This window comes from Sphingobacterium sp. JUb56, assembly GCF_014191365.1.
GTDB lineage: Bacteria > Bacteroidota > Bacteroidia > Sphingobacteriales > Sphingobacteriaceae > Sphingobacterium > Sphingobacterium anhuiense.
This window is the reverse complement of sequence record NZ_JACHWL010000001.1, coordinates 1221980-1247354: the sequence shown is the minus strand read 5'-3', so window position 1 is coordinate 1247354 and position 25375 is coordinate 1221980. Positions and strand designations below refer to the sequence as shown.

General features: G+C 36.5%; 21 protein-coding genes. 13 read left to right on the top strand and 8 right to left on the bottom strand.

Going from position 1 to position 25375, the window contains the following annotated elements; translation table 11 throughout:
- Positions 1 to 472: 472 nt before the first annotated feature.
- The gene (radC, locus tag FHR29_RS05005) at positions 473 to 1162 is read right to left on the bottom strand and encodes a RadC family protein (protein ID WP_183912836.1); all 690 of its coding nucleotides are present in this window, start codon (positions 1160 to 1162) and stop codon (positions 473 to 475) included.
- A gap of 188 nt (positions 1163 to 1350) precedes the next feature.
- On the opposite strand from radC, the gene FHR29_RS05000 reads away from it, so the two are divergent.
- Positions 1351 to 1809 (top strand): peptidylprolyl isomerase, encoded by a 459-nt coding sequence (locus tag FHR29_RS05000; RefSeq protein WP_021189688.1) that lies wholly within the window; start codon positions 1351 to 1353, stop codon positions 1807 to 1809.
- 23 nt (positions 1810 to 1832) lie between these two features.
- Positions 1833 to 2234, top strand: a complete 402-nt coding sequence (locus tag FHR29_RS04995; RefSeq protein ID WP_132768468.1) for a DUF5606 domain-containing protein — start codon at positions 1833 to 1835, stop codon at positions 2232 to 2234.
- A 67-nt stretch (positions 2235 to 2301) separates the two neighbouring features.
- Here FHR29_RS04995 and FHR29_RS04990 read toward each other — a convergent pair whose 3' ends face one another.
- On the bottom strand, positions 2302 to 3342 hold the full coding sequence (locus tag FHR29_RS04990) for a quinone-dependent dihydroorotate dehydrogenase (RefSeq protein WP_183912834.1): 1041 nt from the start codon (positions 3340 to 3342) through the stop codon (positions 2302 to 2304).
- A 51-nt stretch (positions 3343 to 3393) separates the two neighbouring features.
- On the opposite strand from FHR29_RS04990, the gene FHR29_RS04985 reads away from it, so the two are divergent.
- The 3 genes from FHR29_RS04985 to FHR29_RS04975 all read left to right on the top strand — a co-directional run bounded on the left by FHR29_RS04985 (position 3394) and on the right by FHR29_RS04975 (position 7606).
- Positions 3394 to 5310, top strand: a complete 1917-nt coding sequence (locus FHR29_RS04985) for an ABC-F family ATP-binding cassette domain-containing protein (RefSeq protein ID WP_132845490.1) — start codon at positions 3394 to 3396, stop codon at positions 5308 to 5310.
- Between the two features lie 72 nt (positions 5311 to 5382).
- Positions 5383 to 6195, top strand: a complete 813-nt coding sequence (locus FHR29_RS04980; RefSeq protein ID WP_183912832.1) for an SDR family NAD(P)-dependent oxidoreductase — start codon at positions 5383 to 5385, stop codon at positions 6193 to 6195.
- 10 nt (positions 6196 to 6205) lie between these two features.
- Entirely contained in the window at positions 6206 to 7606 is a 1401-nt protein-coding gene (locus FHR29_RS04975) for an AMP-binding protein (protein WP_183912830.1), read from the top strand.
- A 96-nt stretch (positions 7607 to 7702) separates the two neighbouring features.
- Here FHR29_RS04975 and FHR29_RS04970 read toward each other — a convergent pair whose 3' ends face one another.
- Genes FHR29_RS04970 through FHR29_RS04960 form a run of 3 tightly spaced genes read right to left on the bottom strand, consistent with a single transcriptional unit; the run spans position 7703 to position 11558 of the window.
- On the bottom strand, positions 7703 to 8359 hold the full coding sequence (locus tag FHR29_RS04970; RefSeq protein ID WP_021190497.1) for an MgtC/SapB family protein: 657 nt from the start codon (positions 8357 to 8359) through the stop codon (positions 7703 to 7705).
- Between the two features lie 14 nt (positions 8360 to 8373).
- The gene (locus FHR29_RS04965) at positions 8374 to 10749 is read right to left on the bottom strand and encodes an endonuclease MutS2 (protein ID WP_168126683.1); all 2376 of its coding nucleotides are present in this window, start codon (positions 10747 to 10749) and stop codon (positions 8374 to 8376) included.
- 14 nt (positions 10750 to 10763) lie between these two features.
- Positions 10764 to 11558, bottom strand: a complete 795-nt coding sequence (locus FHR29_RS04960; RefSeq protein ID WP_183912828.1) for a DUF4296 domain-containing protein — start codon at positions 11556 to 11558, stop codon at positions 10764 to 10766.
- Positions 11559 to 11631: 73 nt separating this feature from the next.
- Here FHR29_RS04960 and FHR29_RS04955 point away from each other — a divergent pair, with 73 nt between their 5' ends.
- From FHR29_RS04955 to FHR29_RS04920, 8 genes are all read left to right on the top strand, one after another.
- A complete protein-coding gene (locus FHR29_RS04955; RefSeq protein WP_183912827.1) occupies positions 11632 to 12324 on the top strand; it encodes a YggS family pyridoxal phosphate-dependent enzyme in 693 nt (230 codons plus the stop codon).
- On the top strand, positions 12317 to 12769 hold the full coding sequence (locus FHR29_RS04950; protein ID WP_132845499.1) for a GNAT family N-acetyltransferase: 453 nt from the start codon (positions 12317 to 12319) through the stop codon (positions 12767 to 12769). The genes FHR29_RS04955 and FHR29_RS04950 overlap by 8 nt, the downstream gene beginning before the upstream one ends.
- A gap of 24 nt (positions 12770 to 12793) precedes the next feature.
- Positions 12794 to 13594: a DUF3298 and DUF4163 domain-containing protein gene (locus tag FHR29_RS04945; protein WP_021190494.1), complete on the top strand. Its 801-nt coding sequence runs from the start codon at positions 12794 to 12796 to the stop codon at positions 13592 to 13594.
- 27 nt (positions 13595 to 13621) lie between these two features.
- Positions 13622 to 14884 (top strand): aspartate kinase, encoded by a 1263-nt coding sequence (locus tag FHR29_RS04940; protein ID WP_021190493.1) that lies wholly within the window; start codon positions 13622 to 13624, stop codon positions 14882 to 14884.
- A complete protein-coding gene (locus FHR29_RS04935) occupies positions 14885 to 16066 on the top strand; it encodes a class I SAM-dependent methyltransferase (protein ID WP_183912825.1) in 1182 nt (393 codons plus the stop codon). It begins immediately after the preceding gene.
- Positions 16067 to 16119: 53 nt separating this feature from the next.
- Entirely contained in the window at positions 16120 to 17112 is a 993-nt protein-coding gene (locus tag FHR29_RS04930) for an LLM class flavin-dependent oxidoreductase (protein WP_021190491.1), read from the top strand.
- A gap of 62 nt (positions 17113 to 17174) precedes the next feature.
- Complete coding sequence (locus FHR29_RS04925) at positions 17175 to 17990, top strand: hypothetical protein (protein ID WP_183912823.1); 816 nt, start codon at positions 17175 to 17177, stop codon at positions 17988 to 17990.
- A 116-nt stretch (positions 17991 to 18106) separates the two neighbouring features.
- The gene (locus tag FHR29_RS04920) at positions 18107 to 18649 is read left to right on the top strand and encodes a DUF1345 domain-containing protein (RefSeq protein WP_232789291.1); all 543 of its coding nucleotides are present in this window, start codon (positions 18107 to 18109) and stop codon (positions 18647 to 18649) included.
- A 168-nt stretch (positions 18650 to 18817) separates the two neighbouring features.
- Here the strand turns inward: FHR29_RS04920 and FHR29_RS04915 are convergent, their stop codons facing one another.
- The 3 genes from FHR29_RS04915 to dnaE all read right to left on the bottom strand — a co-directional run bounded on the left by FHR29_RS04915 (position 18818) and on the right by dnaE (position 25233).
- Positions 18818 to 20128, bottom strand: coding sequence for an ammonium transporter (locus FHR29_RS04915; RefSeq protein ID WP_183912819.1), 1311 nt, complete (start codon positions 20126 to 20128; stop codon positions 18818 to 18820).
- A 247-nt stretch (positions 20129 to 20375) separates the two neighbouring features.
- Positions 20376 to 20699, bottom strand: a complete 324-nt coding sequence (gene trxA / locus FHR29_RS04910) for a thioredoxin (RefSeq protein ID WP_021190487.1) — start codon at positions 20697 to 20699, stop codon at positions 20376 to 20378.
- A 109-nt stretch (positions 20700 to 20808) separates the two neighbouring features.
- Entirely contained in the window at positions 20809 to 25233 is a 4425-nt protein-coding gene (gene dnaE / locus FHR29_RS04905; protein WP_183912816.1) for a DNA polymerase III subunit alpha, read from the bottom strand.
- Positions 25234 to 25375 lie beyond the last annotated feature (142 nt).

Here is a 25375-nt window from a genome sequence, read left to right as displayed (position 1 = left end):
CCCCGTGCTGCAGCCACTACAAATCATGACTTATATTTAACAATTTAGATCTTTCATTAATGGCATTACTTACCACATAATTAGGTTCAAAACCATTTAAACTGCTATTTTTTGTTAAAAAATAGCATATTTAGAACTATAATAAATATGTGGCAGAAAATTTGCTTAATATCGTTAATATCACTATATTGTGATGTTACTAAAAATATTATAAATTATGGCTAAGTGGTTAACAATTCTACTGATAATGGTAGGCAACTTGGTTTTTGCAGATACCAATACAATTAATGCACAAGAACACTCGAATTCTAGTTATATAATTCTTGCGGTTGTTGCTTTATTGGCAATAATCTATATTCTATATAGAAGACAAAAAAGAAAATTTAACGATTAAGGGCATAAAGGGGAAGTGAAACTTCCCTTTATGCCTTAGTGTTTCCATATCTAATATCATCCTCCCGCCAATCATAGGTCATTCTAAAAGACCTTCATCACGAAAACTATAATACCCATTGTCTGTAAAAATAATGTGATCATTAACCCGGATATCCATTATTCTCGAAGCCTCCGCAATCTTTTTTGTCAGAATTTTATCCGCTTTACTTGCTTCACGCGAACCCGATGGATGATTATGAATTAATATCATAGAATGAGCTTTACAATTAAGAGCATTTCGTAGAACAATGCGAACATCAACTGGAGTAAAATCATTGCCTCCACGGCCTATTAATTGTTTATCCAGCACCTTACAAGCTGTATTTAAATACAAAACCCAAAATTCTTCGTGAGGAAGATCTTGTAACTGGTACCGAAAATATTCATAGACCCGCAGACTACTATTTAACAAAGGTTTTTCAATATATTCAGATTCCTTGCGTCTACGTCCTAGTTCAAGTGCGGCGACAATCGTAATCGCTTTAGCTTCACCTATACCTTTAAACTCACAAAGCCGCAATACCTCCATTTTGGAAAGACTATCCAGATTGTTTTGAACACTGGATAAAATACGTCTGCACAATTCAACTGCAGTTTCTTGCCTTGAGCCCGAACCAATAAGAATAGCAAGCAACTCTGCATCAGACAGTGAACGACGACCTTGCTCCAATAATTTCTCTCTAGGACGATCTGCCTCCGCCCAATCTCGAATGACCAGTTTGCTCATATCACAATAATAAGGTGTAAAAAAGGTTTATATAATCTACTAATTTAATCATAAATTTAAAAACTTAAAATAATTAGTATCAATTATTTAAATAAATTTTAGCATTTCAGAGCATACATGAGCATGCATTCTTTTTTTCAAATCGTTTTGAAATCTTATATTTGTAATTGAACATTTATTTTAATAAAATGAGTAAAGCGATTATTAAAACAGAAAAGGGCGACATGACTGTACAATTTTATACAGCAGATGCTCCAAATACCGTTGCAAATTTCATCAAATTAGCTAAAGAAGGATATTACGATGGATTAAGTTTCCACCGTGTGCTACCTGACTTTGTTATTCAAGGTGGATGTCCAAATTCACGTGAAGGTGCTTCTGGTATGCCTGGAACAGGTGGCCCAGGTTACAAAATCGACTGTGAGTTAACCGGTGAAAACCAATTCCATGATAGAGGCGTATTATCAATGGCACATGCAGGCCGTAACACTGGCGGATCTCAATTTTTTATCTGCCACAGCCGTAACAACACTGCTCATTTGGATAGAAATCATACTTGTTTTGGAAAAGTTATTGAAAACGTTGATATTGTAGATGATATCCGTCAAGGTGACCGTATTTTAAGTATTGAAGTTATCGAAGACTAGTTCTCAATAAGAAAAAGTGTATTATGAATTTAAGAGCATTAGTTTCTGTAACAGGAAAACCAGGATTGTTCAAATTAGTTGGACAAAATAAAGGCGGATTTATTTTAGAGACTCTCGACAGCGCTAAAATTAAATCGGTAGTAAGTTTATCTTCTACGAAAATGGCAACATTAGAAGATATTACAATTTATGGCGAAGAAGAGGAAATTCGCTTATTGAATGTTTTTGAAACAATCAAAGAAAAAGGATTAACTGTAGATCCTAAAGCAGATGGTCAAGCATTACGTGATGCTTTCCGCGAAATTGCACCAGGTCACGATGAATCTCGCGTCTATTCGTCAGATATTAAAAAAATCTTTACATGGTACAATATCATTAAAGATTTACCTTTATTTGAAGAAGAAGCACCGGCTCCTTTAGTATAATTTAGGATAAAAAAAAGAGAGGGTCTTAACATATGTTAAGACCCTCTCTTTTTTTATCTTTAATTTTCTACTTTCCTGCTTGAACAATTCCTTTACAGATATCCGATATCAATGCTGGTCCCTCATAAATAAATCCTGTATAAATTTGAACAAGACTAGCCCCAGCATCAAGTTTTTCAATTGCATCTGCCGCAGAATGAATCCCGCCAACACCTATAATAGGAAAAGATCGGTTTGATTTTTCTGAAAGATAGCGAATAACTTCTGTCGAGCGCTTGGTCAAGGGAGCTCCACTCACCCCTCCCATTTCTTTAACCAAATTTTCATCACTTTGAAGCCCCTCTCTAGATATCGTAGTATTTGTTGCAATGACACCAGCAATACCCGTTTCTTGAACAATTTCAACAATATCATCCAATTGACTATTTGTCAAATCTGGAGCAATTTTAAGAAGAATAGGTTTCTTATTTAATTTTCGTTTATTCAATTCCTCGAGCGTATTTAAAATATGTTTCAGAGGCTCCTTTTCCTGCAGATCACGAAGTCCAGGAGTATTTGGAGAACTGACATTGACAACGAAATAATCAACATAATCAAAAAGTGCATTGAAACAATAAATATAATCATCTACCGCCTGTTCATTTGGAGTGATTTTATTTTTACCGATATTTCCACCGATTAAAAGTCCTTTACGATCTTCAGTAGTTAAATGTTTAAGACGATTAGCCGCAACGTCAGCACCTTGGTTATTAAAACCCATACGATTGATTAATGCCTTATCAGGAATTAAACGAAACATCCGTGGTTGATCATTTCCTGGTTGAGGTCGTGGCGTTACAGTACCAATTTCAATAAAACCAAAACCAAAATTGGCCATATCAGTGATGTATTCGGCATTTTTATCAAAGCCTGCAGCCAATCCTACAGGATTTTTAAATTTAAGGCCAAATACTTCGCGAGCCAAATTCGGATTTTCATAGGTATACAGATTGCTTAATAATTTTTTAGCACCCCAGATTTTTGAAAACATTTTTAATCCCCCAGTCACCGTATGATGAGCAGATTCAGGATCCATTGAAAAGAAAATAGGTTTTACCAACTTGTACATATGCACAAAGGTAGGCAAAGAAGAAGAAATTTCATTACTTTTGCAATCGAAATGATATCAATAAATAACTTAACATTCGAAATAGGCTCTCGCGCATTGTATGATGAGGCCAACTGGCATATTAAACCTGGAGATAAGGTAGGTCTAATTGGAGCCAACGGTACCGGTAAATCTACTTTGTTGCGATTGATCGTAGGACAGTATACGCCTACTTCAGGAAGTATATCGATGGCGAAGGACTTAAAAATTGGTTACCTAAATCAAGATTTATTATCTTATCATTCTGATAAAAGTATTTTACATGTAGCAATGGAGGCGTTTGAGCGCCAAAATCAATTACATACTGAAATAGAAAACTTACTCCAAAAATTAGAAACAGACTATTCTGACGATATTCTAAATAAATTAAGTGACAAGCAGATGGAATTCGAAGCTTTAGATGGCTATAGTATCGAATTTAGGGCTCACGAAATTTTAGCGGGCTTAGGTTTTTCAGAAGATGAGCAGAAACGTCCGTTAGCGACCTTCTCCGGTGGATGGCGCATGCGTGTCATGCTGGCAAGAATCTTATTGCAGACTCCAGACATTTTATTGCTGGATGAGCCTACCAACCATATGGATTTACCTTCTATTAAATGGCTGGAAAATTACTTGCAAGGCTTTGAAGGTGCGATCGTCATCGTCTCACACGACAGGTACTTCTTAGACCGTATTATTAAAAAAACGGTAGAATCCCGCAAAGGTAAATTAACGCTGTACGCTGGTAATTACAGTTTTTATTTGGAAGAGAAAGCACTAAGAGGTGAAATTCAAGCTGGTCAATTCAAAAATCAGCAAGCTAAAATCAAACAAGAAGAACGTTTGATCGAACGTTTCCGTGCGAAAGCCTCAAAAGCAAAGATGGCACAATCCCGTATTAAGGCTTTGGATCGAATGGAAAGAGTGGAAGATGTTGACGATGATAATCCAACGGTAAACTTTAGCTTTAAATTTTCAAAACCATCGGGAAGACATGTTGTTACCTTAGAAAATGTATCGAAATCTTATCCAAACCTCGAAATTTTAAGAAATACGGAGGGGATCATTGAAAAAGGTGATAAAATAGCCTTGATCGGTGCCAATGGTAAAGGTAAATCGACCTTGTTGCGTATTGTGGCAGGTGCAGATACCGAGTATGAAGGGAAATCTGAACATGGCCACAATGTATTGCAAACGTTCTTTGCACAGCATCAATTGGAAGCCCTGCATCTGGAAAACAGCATAATAGCAGAGATGCAAGCTTTTGCGCCTAAACATACAGAAACGGAGTTACGTTCAATCTTAGGCTGTTTTCTATTTTCCGGTGATGACGCATTCAAAAAGATCAAAGTCCTGTCTGGAGGCGAAAAATCACGTGTTGCACTAGCAAAAGCATTAACAGCTGATGCTAACTTCTTAGCACTAGATGAGCCTACCAATCACTTGGATATGCAATCGGTTAATATTTTGATTCAAGCGCTTCAGCAATTTGAAGGTACCCTGATTGTCGTTTCTCACGATCGTTACTTTCTGGATAATGTTGCCAACAAAATATGGTATATTGAAGATAAAGAAATTAAAGAATACCCAGGTACATACCAAGAATTTGAAGAGTGGAATTCAAAACGTGTGATCAAACCTGAAGAAAAAAAGGTCGAGAAAAAAGTTGTAGCAGAAGAACCTAAAAAAGTCAAAGCTGCTCCTTCTGAAGATAAATTCAAACTGATCAGCAAAAAGAATAAAGAACTAGCGGCATTAGAGGTTAAAGTAGCTGAAAAAGAAGTTCTTCTAAAAGCACTGGAGACAGAATTGGCAAAAGAAGAGATCTATTCCAACGCAATCAAATTACAAGAACACACGCGTAATTATAATTCCTCTAAAGCAGAATTAGAACAATTACAAAAAAATTGGGAAGATTTAGCTGAAGAAATTATGGAATTGGAAGATTAATTACACTCACTTAATTAGAAAGGTATACAATAGGCAGGCTTATTGTATACCTTTTTTTATTATGAAGGAATTGTGAATATAAACTGGATCGAAAATATCTTATACCCGAAAGTATTTTTAAATAGACGGAAAGCAACAAAGTATTTCCAAGGAAAAACTATTTTAATCACCGGAGCAAGTGAAGGTATTGGAAAAGCCTGTGCAACACTTCTTTCCAAATTCCAGGTACACCTCATTTTAGTGGCTCGATCACAAGAAAAATTAGAAGAAGTAAAAGCAATTGCCATCCAAAACAATTCCACTGCGTCCATCTACGTGACAGATCTATATCAAGAACAACAAATAGATCAACTTATTGAATATATTCATGCAAGACAGATGACGATAGATATCCTTATTTCTAACGCAGGTAAATCGATTCATCGCAGTTTGACAAAATCCTTGCCGCGCTACCATGATTTTACAAGAACAAACATGCTGAACTATTTGGCCCCAGTGAAATTGACATTAGCACTTACTCCTCTTCTATCACAGCAAAAAGGTCAGATTATCAATATTTCTGCGCTCAATGTTCTGCTCCCACCTGCACCACATTGGGCTGCATACCAAGCATCAAAAACAGCATTTGATCAATATTGCCGATCAAACCAATCTGAATGGAAAAAAATGAATGTAAAGCTAAAAACAGTCTACTTACCATTGGTAAAAACAGAAATGATAGCGCCTAACGATCTTTATAAAAACTTTCCTGCCATGCAAAGTAGTGAAGCAGCCTTACGTATTATAAAGCTCATCTTTGGTACGGGCAGTTATTCTAGGCCATGGTGGTCTCCCTTTCCTATAACAATCGGATTTTTTATTCGAAAAATATGGGATAAATTTTAACCATATTCCTATGAGATTACGACAAAAAATTGATTTCGCTATTCAAGTATTTAAATCCCTCCTATATACGCTTCAATCAGGTATTAATTTATTTACTTTATTGAAATCAATTCGGAAAGCAAAAGATTCCTACTTAAATGATGGTAATCGTACCATAACTTATGCAGCTCTGTATGATGAAACCTGTCTTACGATTGAAAAATTAAAAATAGTACCCAAAAACAAGCTATCTTCCCGAGTCATTCTCATCGCAGACAACAGTTTCAATTTTATTAGCTATCTATTTGCCCTTTCCGCACTTTCAAAAGAGGTAATTATCATGAGTTCCCAATTATCCGATCTCCAATTAGAGAAAATTTTGGATAATTATCCTCAGGTTCTAATGCTAACAGATAACAAAGACCGATTAGCAAATCTACGTACAAAGTCTTTGATCTATTCTTTTGCGGAAATTAATGTATGCGTCATCAATAAAGTCTCTCATAAAATAAGACGAAACAATGGTAAAATAACAATTTTAAGTACAGGTTCTTCAAATATTCCAAAACCCATTGAACGTAAACTCAATATCTCAAAAATATGGAGTCCATTTACAGAATTAATTTCAAAACTTGGGCTACTTAACTATTCCTCTACTTTCATTACAGTTCCATTTTATCACGGTTATGGTCTTGCAAGTTTGATTTTAGCACTATTTTTAAAGCACAACCTACACTTCACCACAAAATTTAGCGCTAAATGCATTACTCAATTCACGAACAACAGAATAGAATGTTTGGTTCTTTTACCTTCTATGATTCCCAAATTCATTGAAATAGATCAAAATGCACTGGGCCTGTTCCGATGCATTATTTCCGGAGCAGATAAACTAGAAGCAACATGGGTATCATGTATTCTAAATCAATATCCCGAGACGAACATATATAATCTCTATGGAACCACAGAATTGGGAATCTGCAGCATTGCTACCCACACGGATTTAACAAACAACAACAATACGATTGGCCGATTTCTAAAAGGTATCGAATACCACTTGCAAGCAGATCAGCAGCTCAAAATAAGATGTCCATGGATACACGATCAGTGTAAAAATCAATATGTAAGTACTGGAGATCGCATACACCAGGATAAAAACGGATTATTATATTATCTTGGCAGAACAAACTCTTCATTTAATATTGGCGGAGAAATTATTCATTTCAGTGAATTAGAAGAAAAAATAAACAGTTATAAATCCGTTGCCAAAACTAGAATTCTCGTATCTAAAAATGAAATGATGATAAGCGAATTGAATTTAGAACTTACCTTAAAAAAAGATTCGGCATTTAATGAAGCAGAATTTAGAAAATGGCTCAATAGGACATTCCCTAAATACTTGCAACCAAAGTCCCTTCACTACAACGATAATTAATCCGTTCGGCTACAATAAAAAACCCTCAACACAGCACATCTATTACCACCTATATATCAACAAATTAAAGATATATTTGTAAATAAAAAATTAAGATTAATTATAATAAAATTCCTTAATCGGCTCAAAATGGATGAGTCTTTCATTGAATTTATTAATGTTCTCCATCTTACCAGATAAGTCATAGATCACAGCCAATTCACCACCTAGCTTTTCAATAGTTTTCCGATTGAATTTCACCTTAAATTTTAGAGCCTCATTTTCGAAATTCGTAACCTGTTCAAAGTCACAATCCATAAATCGTACATGCACGGTACGAATTAAATAATACCGCGATAGCATCAATTCAATTTCTTGAAATAAGGATAAGATAATAACCATGAAGAAAGTAAAAAACATTGCTAATTTTGTTTCTCCTATTCCCGAGATCATACCTAACCCTGCTGTTGACCATATCACGGCGGAAGTCGTTAAACCTTTTACCGACAATTTTCCTTTAAAAATAACACCCGCACCGATAAAACCAATACCAGTAACGATATTAGCGGCAATACGATCATCACTCCCATTGCCACCCATCATTTTTGAAACAACAGTAAAAACAGCTGAACCAAAACAGATCAAAACAATCGTTCTAAATCCAGCTGCTTTATTTCTATATTCCCGCTCAAAACCTATTATAGCGCCACAAAATATGGCAACCAGCACATTCCAGATGTATTGATTATCAAAGAAATTCAACAAAGAGTCCATAATTGACGAACGTATTATAAATATGCATAAGTAATACCATCACCACCGCGGTCCTGATGTTCGTCTTCAAATCGGGAAATATGGCTGTATTTTCTTAAATAATCACGTATAAACTTGCGTAAAATACCATCCCCTTTACCATGAATAATTTTTAAAGAAGGGTAACCGATCATTACTGCTCTATCCAATACTTTCTCCAGCTCATATAGCGCATCTTCGGTGCGCATACCGCGAAGATCAATCTCAGGATTGAAATCAGCTACAGCATGTGCAGAAAGTGTCTTAGATCCAGCTTTTGCTGCTTTCTTCAAATCTTTACCCGCTAACTTGATAACATTTTTGCGCTTCTGCACCGTTCTCAGTTCACCCATCGCCAGAATAAGATTGTTTTTTGCAACCTCTAATACAACAGCCTCATTTTCCGAATCGATAATCTTTACCCAATCGCCAACAGCAATTTCCTCTGTTAAATCAGCGGTAGCAATAGGTTTCTTCTCGATCTTTTTATCCTTAGGTAGTATGGTCGAGAATGAACGATCCAAATTGGCACGAATTTCCTTAGTCTTTTCTTTATCAGCCTGAGCAGACTTAATCTCTGCTACTGTATTTTCAATTAATTTATTGGAGTTTTTTAAGAGTATCTGGGCTTCTTCCTTTGCTTTTTTGAGAATTGTCTTTTTATTCTCCTCCAAATAAGATTGTAAATCCTCGTATTCAGATTTTATTCGGATCAATTCCTTTTCTCGTCTTGTTATAGCAGCTTTTGTATCAAATATTTCCTTCTTCTCGCGCTCCAGATCTACCAAAAGTGTATCTACTTTTTTCTGATGGTTTCCAACCTTCTGTTTTGCTAAATGAATAATCTCTTTATTCAATCCAATTTTTTGCGCAATTTCAAAGGCGTAAGAACTCCCCGGTTTTCCGATCTGCAAGATATAAAGCGGTTTCATGGCGACATTATCAAATAGCATCGAAGCATTTTCTAAACCAGGTGTTTGATTTGCAAATACTTTCAGGTTCGAATAATGCGTCGTCACAACACCGCGAATGTTCTTTTTATTTAAAGTTTCCAAAACAGCCTCAGCAATGGGTCCTCCAAATAATGGATCAGTACCCGTACCAAACTCATCAATTAAAATAAGCGTTCGAGCATTCGCAAACTCTGTAAAATACTTCATCTTAGAAAGATGAGCGCTATAAGTACTTAAATCACTCTCTATCGACTGATCATCACCAATATCTGCAAAAATTTGCTTATAAATCCCCATTTTGGAGTGCGCATCAGCGGGTATTAACAATCCGGATTGCAACATGAGCTGCATCAATCCTACTGTTTTCATACAGACAGATTTACCTCCAGCATTAGGTCCTGACACCACTATAACACGCTGTACATCGTCAATCTTGATATTGAGAGGAACGATTGTCCCGCGGTCGTGCCCAGCATTTAGTGTCAGTAAAGGATGGCGCGCATTCACTAAATTTATTTCAGCCTCTTTGGATAATTCAGGCATTTCCGCCTCAATATCTAACGCAAAAAGTGCCTTCGATCGAACAAAATCTACCTTAGTAAGTAAGCCATCATACGAAAGCATCAACGGTATATGCGGTCTCAATTTGGTTGTTAACTCGACTAAAATACGTATAATCTCACGTCGTCTTTCAAACTCCAAATCTCTAACCTTATTGTTCAGGTGAAATACTTCTTCAGGCTCTATGTAAGCAGTTTGTCCCGTAGCAGATTCATCATGAATCAGTCCTTTCACCTTACGTTTATTCTCAGCTAAGATAGGAATACAAAGACGGCCGTCTCGAATAGTCAAATTACCGTCAGCTGTCCATCCGCTGTTCTGCGCGCTTTTAAAAATGATATCAATTCTTTTACGTGCTTCCTGTTCTGCTTTCAAGATGCTTTGAGAGAGATCAAGCAACAGGCGTGAAGCATTGTGCTTCATTTTACCCCGATCATCAATGATCATTTCAATATCACGGATAATCTGCTTTTCAATAGGAAGATGTTCAAACAGTAATTCTAAATTAGGATACTGCCCTTCCCGATCATTGAAATATCGGATGATAGCATAAACAGTTTTCAACGAAAGAAGCACACGATGAAACTCCTCCTCCATTAAAAAGGCGCCTTCGACTTTAGCTTTTTCAACTAAAGCACGAATAGGATATAAATGATCAACTGGCAAAGCATCATCAGTTGTTAATAAATCTTTAAATTCATTCGTTTGACGTAAAAACTTGTCTATCTGATCAAATCGGGTTTGTGGCTGTATCTTATCAACCAAATTACGCCCCGACTCACTGATACATTTTTGTTTTATCAATTCCTTAATCTCGGCAAAACCGAGCTTATCACTTGCGTTATTAGGATAAATCATGTTTCTATTACTATTTATTTAACCGGTTCTGGAGAAAGAATCTCCGTTTTTTGTTTGACCTTTCGGTCAAGTAAAAGAGGTTGTTTAACCGGGTTTCTCACCTCCTTTACATCAGTTTTAAGAGGTATATCTTCAGAAGCCTTGACCGATTCAAGTTTAGGTCCCTGGCCATTTCGTATGGATTTGGCCTCAACTTTCTTAGTAGCAGTCGAATCGCTTTTGGAAGTAGCTGGTACAGACATATTTTTAAGTAAGAATGTGCCTAGATTCAAATTACCTTTTAAACCCGATTTATTATAAAATTCTTGCGCTGCCTTTTTGTAATCCCATTTTACACTATCTTGTTTATAATTTAGGATTAGTTTTTTCTGCGACTCATAAAGTTCTTTAAAATCATTAATGCGAGTTAAACTATCTTGAAAATGTGCATTCTGTATAGAATCTTTTCGTCGAATAGAATCCATTCTGACCTGGTCAGTTTTGATATAACCGTCATTCATATTTTTCAGATTCTTACCGACCTCCTCATATATCTTGTTCATCACTTCGGCATCACTACCATAAAAAGAAAGATTTTTCTTAAAAGAAGTGGAATCCAAATCATACTTTTTGAACGTATTGTCATATAACGGAAATATAACGCGCTTTGCACTATCCGAGTTTAATGTTGACAGATAAGCATCAGTTATATAAATCTCCGTTAGGACCTTCACAAAATCCTTTTTTGGAATAATATCTTTCTCATTTGTACTTTTACAAGAAACAAATAAAAAAATCAGAGCAAGTACATTCAGTATTAATCGTTGCATTTCGTAATTTTGTACAAATTTATAAAAAGGCCTGACATTTGTCACCCTTTGAATTCTTAAATATACAATTATCATGAGTATTGCAAGCAACCTAGAAGCGATTAATTTAGAAGTTAAAGCGCTCGGCGTTCAACTAGTCGCTGTATCAAAAACAAAACCGAATGAAGATATCATGGAAGCCTATGAAGCTGGGCAACGTGTTTTTGGTGAAAACCTTGTTCAAGAACTTGTTGAAAAATATGAATCATTACCAAAAGATATCGAATGGCATCTTATTGGTCACTTGCAAACAAATAAAGTTAAATACGTAGCTCCCTTTGTAACCTTAATCCATGCTGTTGATTCTTTCAAACTTCTGAAAGAAATCGATAAACAAGCCGCTAAAAACAAGCGTGTGATCGACTGCTTACTTCAGGTACACATTGCTGAAGAAGATACTAAATTTGGTTTTGACCATGCAGAATTAATCGAAATGTTACGCGATGAGGAATTTTTAGCTTTAAAACATGTCAACATCCGTGGCTTAATGGGTATTGCAACCAATACAGAGAATGAAAAAGAGATCAAAGAGGAGTTTTATGAGCTAAAATCATTATATGATGGTATCAAGGCAAGTTTCTATCGTAAAAACGAAAGTTTCAATACGCTGTCGATGGGTATGTCTTCTGATTACAAATTAGCAATAGAAAAGGGATCTAATATGATCCGGGTGGGAAGTACTATTTTTGGAAAACGCGTCATCAAACATTTTAAAAACAATGACTAAAGCAATTATTAGAACTGCTGTTGAAGCAGATTGTCCTGCAATGCTGGAATTAATTAAAGAACTTGCCATATTAGAAAAAGCACCCAATGAGGTAACGGTCTCTATGGAAGAGTTTATTGACGCAGGATTTGGACAAAACCCAATATGGGGAGCTTTTATTGCAGAATTTGATGGGAAAATCGTCGGAATTTCACTATATTACATTCGTTATTCCACTTGGAAAGGAAGAAGGCTCTATCTTGAGGATTTAATTGTGACAGAAAGTATGCGTGGCTATGGAATTGGCAAACAACTTTTCGAAGAAACTATCAATTACGGCAAATCTAAAGGATATCAAGGCATGGTTTGGCAGGTTTTGGACTGGAATGAACCTGCTATTCAATTCTACCGAAAGTATAAAGCGGACTTCGATGCCGAATGGATTAATGTATCGATAACATATTAGAACAGAAAAGGACGGTTAAATTACATGAAACCAAAATACTATTTCAACCCCTCGATCATTTTTGCATTAATTGCCATTACTTCATGTACTGGTAACGATACGGCAAAAGAACAAAAAAAAGCTAGTGGTGATACGCTTCATTATGATATGAAAGAAGTGCATCGGTATAGCAACTTTTTTGTGAAAGAAGGTGAAAAAATAGACACAACATTCTTCAGAGCTAAATATCCACAATTCAAGGATACCGTCATCAACACATTACTCAATCAATCGATTAATTTAGAAGGTGATTCTGAAATCAGTATTTCAGCCAAAAGATTCGTCGATGCATATGATGAATATGTAGAAGAAAATAGTGGCAGTTCTTCTGCAGCCTGGTTTCGGGATCTACAGGCAAAAGTATATCAAAATACCCCTAAGTTTATCAGCATAGAAACCAACCAAACCGAATATACCGGTGGTGCTCATGGTGACCATTTTACTCTTTTTACACATTATGATATCAATTCAGATCAAAAAATAACATTAAACGATATCATAAATGAAGAAAATCAGAAAGAATTGATTAAAATTGCAGAAAAATACTTTCGCAAACTGGAAAATCTATCTGACAAAGAATCTTTAAATGACAAGTTCTTTTTTGAAGCTGGCAATTTTGCCCTTGCAAACAATTTTGCTTTAGACAAAGAAGATCTACTTTTCTATTACAATGTATATGAAATTAAACCCTATTCTGGGGGAAACACAGCACTAAAAGTGCCATATAAGGATATAAAACACTTGATTTCAAACAAGGGTCTAGAATATATCAATAGTATTAATTAGCAATCAACCTCAACGTAATCCTATCCGATGCAAGTTTTTAAATTTGGTGGCGCATCAGTCAAAGATGCTGAAAGTGTAAAAAATTCAGCACATATTATCTCTAAATATAAAGTGGACGCTTTATTGGTCGTCGTATCGGCCATGGGTAAAACCACCAACTTATTAGAAGACGTAACAAAAGCATATCACCAAAATACAGGTGAAGCATTTGAAATACTTGAAAAAGCCAAAGCATTTCATTATAACATATTATCCGGTTTATTCGAAGATTCCAATCATCCCATATTTGATGAAATCGCCAATTGTTTTGTCGAAATCGAATGGATATTAGAAGAAGAACCACAAGATTCTTTTGATTATTTATTTGATCAAATCGTTTCTACGGGTGAAATCGTTTCTTCCAAAATTCTAGCGGCTTATCTCAATCACATTGGTGTAAAATCCCAATGGTTAGATGCCCGCAACTACATCATGACCGATAACACCTATACCGAAGCGCAGGTTAACTGGGAAAAGACAGAAGCTATTATTCAAGCTGAGATCCCAAAAATCCTTAGCGAATATATCGGGGTCACACAAGGATTTATAGGCTCGACATCCGAAAATTTCACGACAACATTAGGTCGTGAAGGATCAGACTATTCGGCAGCAATCTTTGCAGCATGTTTAAATGCTGAACACGTGACAATCTGGAAGGATGTACCAGGTGTACTCAATGCCGATCCAAAATGGTTTGAAAAAACTGAATTGATACCTGAATTATCTTATACAGATGCAATTGAATTGACCTATTATGGAGCAACCGTTATTCATCCGAAAACAATTAAGCCACTTCAGAATAAAAATATCCAATTAAATGTGCGGTCGTTTCTAAATCCGGAAGTGCCAGGAACTAAGATCAAGAGCACAAATGTATCTTTACCTGTACCATCGTTTATTTTTAAGGTCAATCAAATTTTGATATCCATTTCACCGCGTGACTTTTCATTTATTGTAGAAGATAATCTGCGCGATATTTTCAATTTGTTTCACCAATTCCGCATTAAAATCAATATGATGCACAACAGTGCAATCAATTTTTCAGTTGCTGTAGACGATACCGGTCAAAACATCCTGGAAGTACTGGACGAATTAAAGAAAAAATTCAAAGTCAATATTGAAACTGGCCTAGAGCTTATCACCATCCGTTACTATAACCAAGAAACAATCAATAGAGTTTTAGTGGATAAACAGGTGATCAGCGAACTGAAAGATACCTATACTTGCCAGCTTCTTGTAAAAAAAATATAGATGAATACACTTATCCTTCAAAAGGAGGTTCAAGATTTTATTAATCAAAATGAATCAGAATCTTCCGCTAAATTAGCGCTAAAAAAATCTCCTTTTGAAGGAATTACCTCGTCTGAACTTGCGGCACAAATAGATGGCAGACAGCGATGTCGCAAAAAAATTCCGCTTTGGGCAGAAACTGCGAACATATATTACCCCGATAAATTAAACTTAGAACAATGTTCTTCGGAAAAAACAGCGATATTCAAAGCATCACTAATTCCGGAAAATGTTACTTTAATCGATATCACAAGCGGCTTTGGTATTGATGATTTTTACTTTTCAAAAAAAGCTAAAAAAGTAATTTCCTGTGAGATCAATCCGCAACTTGCACTCATATCTCAATACAATGCCAAGCAATTACAAGCTAAAAACATAGAAGTTATCGCTTCAGATGGAGTAGACTATATTGCTAAAAATAAAGATCTTAACATAGGGTATATATACATAGATCCTTCCCGCAGGGTTGCGCAGCAAAAAGTTTTTATGTTGAGTGATTGCGAACCCAACATCGTTTCCTTACAGAAAAACTTTCTACAAAGAGCAGCCCATATCATGATAAAAGTTGCTCCTCTTCTGGACATCACAGCAGCATTGTCAGAACTGAACCATGTCAAGCAAATCTATGTCATTAGTCTCCAAAATGACTGTAAAGAGCTACTTTTCATTCAAGAAAGAGATTTTTCTGGTCAACCTGAGATTACCGCTGTCCGTATTTTTGGTGACAAAACACAACAATTCACATTCACACAGGAAGAAGAAACTAAAACGGTCACTTCATTTTCAGCACCGCTGCGTTATCTTTATGAACCTGATGTGTGTCTTACTAAAGCTGGTGCTTTTAAGAGCATAACCAAAGCATTTGATCTTAAAAAACTGCACCAACATACGCACCTATATAGTTCAGAAATTTACCAAGAAGATTTCTTAGGGAAAATTTATGAAATCATCGAAGTTATTCCGTTTTCCATCTTCAAAAAATCAAAAGAAAAATTAAGAACAAACGCTGTAGCTAGAAATTTCCCTTTAAAAACAGAAGTACTAAAAAAGAAATTTAAAATTATGGATGGCGGTGAATTACATAGTTTCTTTACTACAGATCATACAGGAGAACTGATTGTCATCCACGCGACACGAAAATAGTAAAGCGACAATACCATTACATATTTTCCTAAAATAAAGCATAATTTTATTATATGAGAAATATTGCTTTATCAGCTTTAGATCTTGCGCCAATCAAAAAAGGTTGCACAACGTCAGAAGCATATAACAGAACCATAAAAATAGCGCAACATATTGAGCAGTTAGGATATAAAAGAATCTGGGTAGCAGAACACCACAATATGGAATACATTGCCAGTTCAGCAACCTCGCTCGTTATTCAGCACATTGCAGCAAACACCAAAACCATTCGTGTTGGATCTGGAGGTATTATGCTACCGAACCATTCGCCCCTTGTCATTGCAGAGCAATTCGGTACCTTAGAGACTCTTTATCCAAATCGTATTGATCTTGGATTAGGCAGAGCTCCTGGAACGGACCAAGAAACAGCAATGGCATTACGTCGCAATAATTTTAATACAGCATACCAATTTCCACAGGATGTTGCGGCACTGCAACAATATTTTAGTGACAGTAATGTTGACTCCAAAGTAAGAGCTTTTCCGGCCGAAGGTCTAAACGTTCCTTTATATATTTTAGGATCCAGTACAGACAGTGCCTATTTAGCCGCCAGCCTTGGACTACCCTATGCATTTGCTGCACATTTTGCACCGGCACAACTTGCTCAAGCAAGTGCCATCTACCACCAGAACTTCAAACCGTCAGCTAGTCTTTCAGCACCATATTTTATTGTTTGTGTCAATGTAATTGCCGCGAAAACAGTAGAAGAAGCCGAATTACAGTCAACAAGTGTAAAAAATTTATTTGCGGGGATTCTAACCAATACAAGAGCACCATTGTCACCTCCAACATTTGAGGTTATTTACAAAGGGATTCCAAGTATTGAGCAAGCCGCAGACAATATGCTTTCCTGCAGCTTTATAGGAGACAAAGAGACCATCAGAAAGGAATTGGAACCGTTCATCGAAAAACTACAAATCGATGAACTTATGGCCATATCTTATATTTATGATGATCAAAAATGTCTTGACTCATTCCGCATATTGAAAGAAGCATTAACAGATTAAGAAAGTTTATTTACATCGTGCATTAAAATTTCTATATTTAATTATTCAAATTATAATGCACGATGAAATATTTAAGCCTTACAGCACTATTTATAACACTTATTTTTCAGTCCTGTCAAAATCAGAGCCCGGTTAATAAGACAATTCCTAATGACACTGCCGCTAGTGAAATAACAAGTGACACAAATGCAGTGAGCAGTCCTAGCATCAAAACCTCTCCCAATAAAGAAGCATCCATATTTATGATAGATACCTATCGGATTTATGACGATTCAGAAGATCCGAGCAAGATTTTAAATGATGAATGGTTGGACCTTTATGAAGAAAATGGAGAATATTACCTTGCAAAGGTCGATTATAAAATTGAAAATGGTTTCAGTGAATGTGCTGGAGTACCCACGAAAGGAGTAATTTCAAAAAGAAATTCCATCCTATTTCTCAACTTCCCTTTTTTAAAAGCAGGAAAAATTGAAAATCTAAAGATCACCAAAGCTGAAATATGGCCTAAAGAAACTGTTCAGTATAATTTTAACAACCAGAAATACTTGTTAAAAGGATATGGTGACATTGTAGGAACCAATATTCAAACAAATGAGCAAAACCATGAAGAAGTCTTTCACGATGTTAAGAATTATAAATTAACATGTTCATTCAACGGAAACTCAGAAATAAACATGTTCAAAGCTGACCAATTTAATGACACTTTTATCAAAACATTATTTGTAGGAGATATTGATCGTGATGGAAAACTTGATTTTATTATTTCAACCCCGACCGATTACGAAGAAAACAGTATTATGCTTATCCTTTCGTCTCAAATAAGAGATAACGATATGGAGAAAAGCAGCTATAAGCAAGATGTGCAATTTGATTGTTAACGATGAAAATAAAGGCGATCATACAGGATTTCAATCCGGTTCAAAAATGTATATTTTCATTTTCCATTAGCATCCTAACAGCTGTTATTTGCTATTGTCTAAATATAAACCTCATAATGAGTGCTATACTTTTTTGGATTACCTTTAGTTTGAGTTACAGCGCTGTGTCGTGGTTTATCTTTTATCAGATGCCCGTAAACCGAATTGTTAGAAAAGCGGCATCCGAAGACGGAAGCCGTTTATTTGTATCCATTTTTATTTTAATGGCAAGTTTTGCCTGTTTGTTCGCTGTACTTCTCATTATTATCACAGATAATACGACCGATATGCCCAAGGGCGCAAGCATCAGCATCTGTGTATTAAGTATGATGAGCTCTTGGTTTTTGGTACATACGACCTATGTCTTCCATTACGCACATCTGTACTATGCAGACGGTGCCACTGGTAAAGGATTGGATTTCCCAGGAGATGAAAAACCTGACTATATGGACTTTGCATATTTTTCATTTGTGCTCGGTTGTACATTTCAAGTTTCTGATATTGAAGTTTCGTCACGAAAAATTAGAAGAGTGGTTCTGTTTCATGGATTACTCGCTTTCGCTTTAAATACATTTGTTGTTGCATTAACAATAAATATTATTTCCGGCCTTATACATTAACCAAAAAATTTGTACTGGCTACAGCCCCTTTCTGGATCAATACAAAAAAATCAAATAGCATACCGTTCTACAACGCTAAGCTTCGTTGCAAAATGCCCATTTAAAAAGAAAACGCACCCATCGAGCGATGGTGTGCGTTTCTAATTGAAAGGGAATTGAAAGGAATCTTTATAATTTCTCTGCATGTTGTGAAATATCCATACCTAATAACTCCTCCTCCTCAGATGCACGAAGGGGTGAAATCAGATCTGTTATTTTCAACAATAAGAAAGCAACAATTAAAATAAAAGCAGCGGACGCAAACAAACCAATTATATGCGCCTTAAATAGGGTTATTTCACCAAAAAATAAACCGTTATGCTCAACCACACCATTAATTTGTTTATGAGCAAATACCCCCGTCAAAATCATCCCTACAATACCTCCAACACCATGACAAGGAAAAACATCTAGCGTATCATCGACCTTTGAACGGGTACGCCAATCGACCACAAGGCGACTTACAATTGCCGCTACAGCACCAATTACTAATGAATGCGGAACAGTTACAAATCCGGCGGCCGGCGTAATCGCAACCAGACCCACTACTAGACCAATACAGGTTCCCATTGCAGATGGTTTAGTACCACGGATAGCATCAAAGAAAATCCAGGTAAGTGCAGCTGCTGCCGAAGCCGTCATTGTTGTTGATAGTGCCGTCGAAGCAAGGCTAGAAGCAGAAAAGGCTGAACCTGCATTAAAACCAAACCAGCCAAACCACAGCATACCGGTACCGAGCAATACATAGGTTACACGTGCAGGTGTATGATGACCAGGCTCTCTACCCTGTTTTAAGTAAATCGCTGAAGCCAGTGCTGTTAAGCCCGCTGACATATGTACGACAGTTCCTCCGGCAAAATCCAAAACACCCAGCTTAAACAATAAGCCATCAGGATGCCAGGTAGCATGTGCCAAAGGAGCATATATGAAGACGAAAAATAAACAGATGAACAAAATATAAGATGTAAAACGGATGCGCTCTGCAAAAGCCCCCGTAATAAGCGCCGGTGTAATGATCGCAAATTTCAATTGAAACATAGCAAACAGTGCAAATGGAATCGTTGGAGCACCCACCCAAGGTTTACCATCAATTACATGATCAAACATAAAATACGTCATCGGATTACCGATGAAACCTCCGATACTATCTCCAAATACTAAACTGAAACCAAAAACAACCCAAATAACACTAACAACAGCCATACAGATGAAACTTTGAAGCATCGTTGAAATAACATTCTTCTTTCTTACCATTCCACCATAAAAATACGCTAAACCTGGTGTCATAATTAGCACTAATGCCGTTGAAGTCAACATCCATGCTACATCAGCTCCATTATATTCATAATTTCCATCATTTTTAGGTAAAGAAGGAAAAAATAGTGCCATTAAAACTATTATTACCATAAAATAGAAAGGAATCGCTGTTTTTTTAATCATTTTTAATTGTTTTGTTAATCAATATCCAAATTAAGGTAAAAATTACAGTAAAAACAATATTTATTTCAAATATTTTCAAATAAAACATCAAAATTCTACAAAAACACAAACAACAACAGATATATAATGCATTTTACTCAATATAAAACAGAAAAAGGGGGTAGAAACTTAATTCTACCCCCTTTAACAAGACTTATATAACAAAAAACTACATTTGTCTACTTGATATTATCTTAATAATACTTGCTTAAGCACCAATTTGCTTATCCAGTTTCTCACTTAGCACTGATTTTGGTACAGCACCGATTTGTTTATCGACAATCTCACCATTTTTGAAGAATAATAACGCAGGAATATTACGAATTCCAAAACGAACTGAAATTTCTGGGTTTTCATCAACATTTACTTTTCCGATTACCGCTGTATCAGCATAATCCTTAGCCAACTCTTCTACAATTGGACCTACCATACGACATGGACCACACCACTCTGCCCAAAAGTCAATTAAAACTGGTTTGTCTGATTTCAACACAACTTCTTCAAAGTTGCTATCTGTAATTTCTAAAGCCATATTTTTATTTTTTTAACCGAAGTTATTTGATAATTATTATTTACTCATTTATAAGAACAAATATAATAAAGATGTCCGTAATATAAGTGTAATATTAAATTGACACCATTTAATTCAATCGATAATTTACACCTTCAAACTGCTCTATAGCCTCTAAGAACTCATTTGTCAAGTTGATACGCTTTAATTTCGCAGGCATCTCAATAGAAATTTCATCCTGCGGATCCCAAATTTTGAAACGCAGTTGACAATTCGGGACCACCCCTTCGATCTCATTTGAATCCAGCACTTGCTTCATCTCCTCTAAAAATAGATCATTTAATGCTGGCAATGCAATATTAATAGTGAAAATTTTAGCCATTTTCTCTCTCAAATCCGACAATAGCTGGATACCCTTGATCTCAAAACCCCAGTTCCCAACTTGCTTAAACCTTTCTTGCACCAAACCTCGGAGCTGCACAAAATAGCCTTCTTCGAGATATCCCTTGAACTTCACATAATCTTCACCAAAAACCATTATTTCATAAGAGTCTGAATAATCCTCAATAATGAAAGAACCAAAAGGCTTACCCGATTTTGCAATACGATGGTTGGCAAGAGCAATAATACCACCGATAACAACCTCCTTATTTTTTATCCGATTAAAATCCAACAAAACATCTTCTTCAACTTCAGAAGCCTTAACCTTATTGATTAACTGCAGATCACTCACTTTGTTTTGACAGAAATGCTTAATCTCAAACTTATAGTTATCCAAGGGATGACTAGTCAGATAAATACCGATTACCTCTTTCTCGTACTTTAATTTTTCGATCAAACCCCATTGTGGACAAGAAGCCAATACAGGTTCTGGAAGCTCAGCCGCACCATCTCCACCAAATAAACTTACCTGAGCCGAATTTTCATTTTCCTTGAATCGCTGTGCAAACTTAATCGCTTTTTCCAAACCCGTGGAATTATCTTCACTGTGAAAATATTGAGCACGGTGCATATTTTGAAAACCGTCAAATCCACCCGCATAAGCTAAACTTTCAAAAGCTTTTTTATTAGCGGCACGCAGATCAATCCGTTTTGCCAAATCAAAAACCGATTTATAGGGCCCCTTCGCACGTGTCTGTACAATCGTATCAACCGCTCCTGCTCCCACACCTTTAACAGCTCCCATTCCAAATCGGATCGCACCACGATCATTCACAGTAAATTTATAATGTGACTCATTCACATCTGGAGCCAATACTTCAAGTCCCATGCGCTTACACTCCTCCATAAAGAAAGTGACCTGCTTGATATCATTCATGTTATTTGAAAGTACAGCTGCCATGTATTCCGCCGGAAAATGCGCTTTTAGATAAGCCGTTTGATAAGCAATCCAAGCATAACAGGTCGAGTGCGATTTATTGAAGGCATAACTTGCAAAAGCCTCCCAATCTGTCCAAATTTTTTCTAATACTTTCGGGTTATGTCCCTTTTCAGCAGCCTGAGCAACAAACTTAGGTTTCATCTTATCCAAAACCGCTTTTTGCTTCTTACCCATAGCTTTACGCAACACATCGGCATCACCTTTGGAGAATCCTGCCAATTTCTGAGAAAGAAGCATCACCTGCTCTTGATATACAGTAATACCATATGTTTCCTGCAAATATTCCTCACAAGCATCTAGATCATAAATAATAGGCTCTGTCCCGTGCTTACGCTTGATAAAACTGGGGATATACTCCATTGGTCCAGGTCTATAAAGGGCATTCATAGCAATTAAATCCGCAAAAACCGTTGGTTTCAGATCTTTCATATGCTTCTGCATACCCGGAGATTCATATTGGAATACCCCAACCGTTTCCCCTCTTTGGAATAACTCGTAAGTCAATTGATCATCAATAGGAAATTCATCGGGATCTAACTCCAGGCCATTACTCAACTTCACGTTAGCGACCGTATCCTTTATTAAGGTCAATGTTTTTAACCCTAAAAAGTCCATTTTCAACAAACCGGCAGATTCAACAACAGAGTTATCAAACTGTGTCACATATAGATCTGAATCTTTTGCTAATGATACAGGAACAAAATTAGTGATATCGTCAGGAGTAATAATTACCCCACAAGCATGGATACCTGTATTACGCATTGAACCTTCCAATACGCGGGCCTGCTTAATCGTTTCCGCTTCAAGACCCGCACCTTCCGATATGGCGATCAGACGATTAACAGCTTCCAGTTCATCTGCGCGCAAAGTCTCTTTCAACGCTTTTTCATCCATATTGAAGATCTTTGCCAGCTTCAAATTTGGAATCAGTTTTGCAATTTCATTGGCTTCCTGCAAAGGCAGATCCAGTACACGAGCCGTATCTTTAATAGACGATTTGGCAGCCATGGTACCATATGTAATAATCTGGGCTACTTGCGAAGCTCCATATTTATCAATTACATACTGCATCACGCGACCACGACCCTCATCGTCAAAGTCAATATCAATATCGGGCATCGATACACGATCGGGATTTAAGAAACGCTCAAATAGCAAATCGTATTGTATCGGATCCAAATTTGTAATCCCTAAACAATATGCTACAGCAGATCCAGCGGCAGAACCACGACCTGGACCAACAGAAACCCCCATTTTACGAGCTTCAGCAATAAAATCCTGTACAATCAAAAAATATCCAGGATAACCGGTCTTCTCAATGGTAGTTAACTCAAAGTCCAGGCGCTCCATAATATCGTCTGTTACACCCTGCTTGTAACGACGCTTAGCTCCTTCTATAGTTAGATGTCTTAAATACTTATTTTCCCCCCTCTTACCATGATCTTCCTGATCTTCTGCAACCTGAAATTCCTCAGGGATATCAAAAGCCGGTAAAAGAACGTCACGGTATAAAGTAAAGATTTCAATTTTATCGACGATCTCTTGAATATTGATAATCGCCTCTGGTATATCCTTAAATAGCTTCTTCATTTCTGAAGCAGGCTTGAAGTAATATTCCTGATTAGGTAATCCAAACCTAAAACCTCGCCCCCTTCCTTTCGGTGTGCTCAACTTTTCACCATCCTTCACACACAACAAAATATCATGGGCGTGAGCATCAGGCTTATTGATATAATAGGTATTATTCGTCGCAATCAGCTTTACATCATGTTTACGAGCCAAACTGACTAGCGTCGTATTTACGCGGTCTTCATCCTCCTGACCATGGCGCATCATTTCAATATAAAAATCATCCCCAAACTGATCTTTCCACCAGATCAAAGCTTCTTCAGCCTGATTTTCACCGATATTAAGCACTTTATTGGGCACCTCTCCTTGAAGATTCCCAGACAGGACAATTAAATCCTCTTTATATTGCTCAACAACCTTTCTGTCAATACGAGGTACATAATAAAACCCTTCCGTATAGGCTACTGAGGCCATTTTAGCCAGGTTATGATAACCTTTTTTATTTTTCGCTAAAAAGACAATCTGATAACCATTATCTTTTCTTTTCTTATCAAAATGATCATCACATACGAAAAACTCACAACCCACAATAGGTTTGATTATTTTCTCCGTAGGACTTTCTCCAGCAGCTTCTAATTCTTCATTTTTTGCTTTCGCCGCTTTATTATGATCGCCTACTTTAGAAACAAAATGAAAAGCACCCATCATATTACCATGATCGGTCAATGCAACAGCTGGCATGCGATACTTCGCAGCAGTATCCACCAAATTAGCTATAGAAATTGTTGATTGCAGGACCGAAAACTGAGAATGATTATGTAGATGTGCAAAATCGGCATTTTCAAAATCATTCAGCACATCATGATCAATCACAACTTCCTGACCACCACTTGGCTGACTGCGCTTTCTAATTTCATCTGAAGCCGCCTTCAGATTCACGTGCTTTAAACCAACAGTTGGAATTACTGATGGGTTCTGCTGTTTAAAATCTACAAAATATCCTGTATCAGTCTGTAACTGATCAACAGTAAAAACTTCCCTTCTAACTAATTCAAAAAAACAACGTGTAGTTGCTTCCACATCGGCAGTTGCATTATGTGCTTCAGCAAAGGGAACTCCAAATAGATACGAATGAAGTTCAGTTAAATTTGGTAATTTAAAACGACCTCCACGTCCACCAGGCAATTGCAGTAAAGCAGCTGTAACCTCAGTACAGGTATCCAAGATAGGCATTTCACCCATAGGAGATTGAACATCATAACGATAGAACTCGCTACCCATAATATTCAAATCAAAACCAATATTTTGACCTACAATAAATTTGGCTTTGGCTAATGCTTCATTAAACTTAACCAGAACATCTTGAATGGGAACACCCTGTTCTGTCGCTAACTCGGTCGAAATACCATGAATTTTCTCGGAGTCATAAGGAATATTGTAACCATCCGGCTTGATCAGATAATCCTCATGCTCAAGCAGATTACCCATTTCATCATGTAACTGCCAAGCTATTTGAATACATCTGGGCCAATTATCAGTATCTGTAATCGGCGCATCCCAACGTTTGGGTAATCCTGTTGTTTCCGTATCAAATATAATGTACATACCTTAATTCTTTATTCTTTCCTAAACAGCTAAATATCAACAACTAAAAGACTTTCAAACAGATTAAAACAGACCTGTTTAAAAGTTTACTAATTTACAAATTTATTCCTCACTAAAGCTGAAAAACAAGTCATTTTACTAA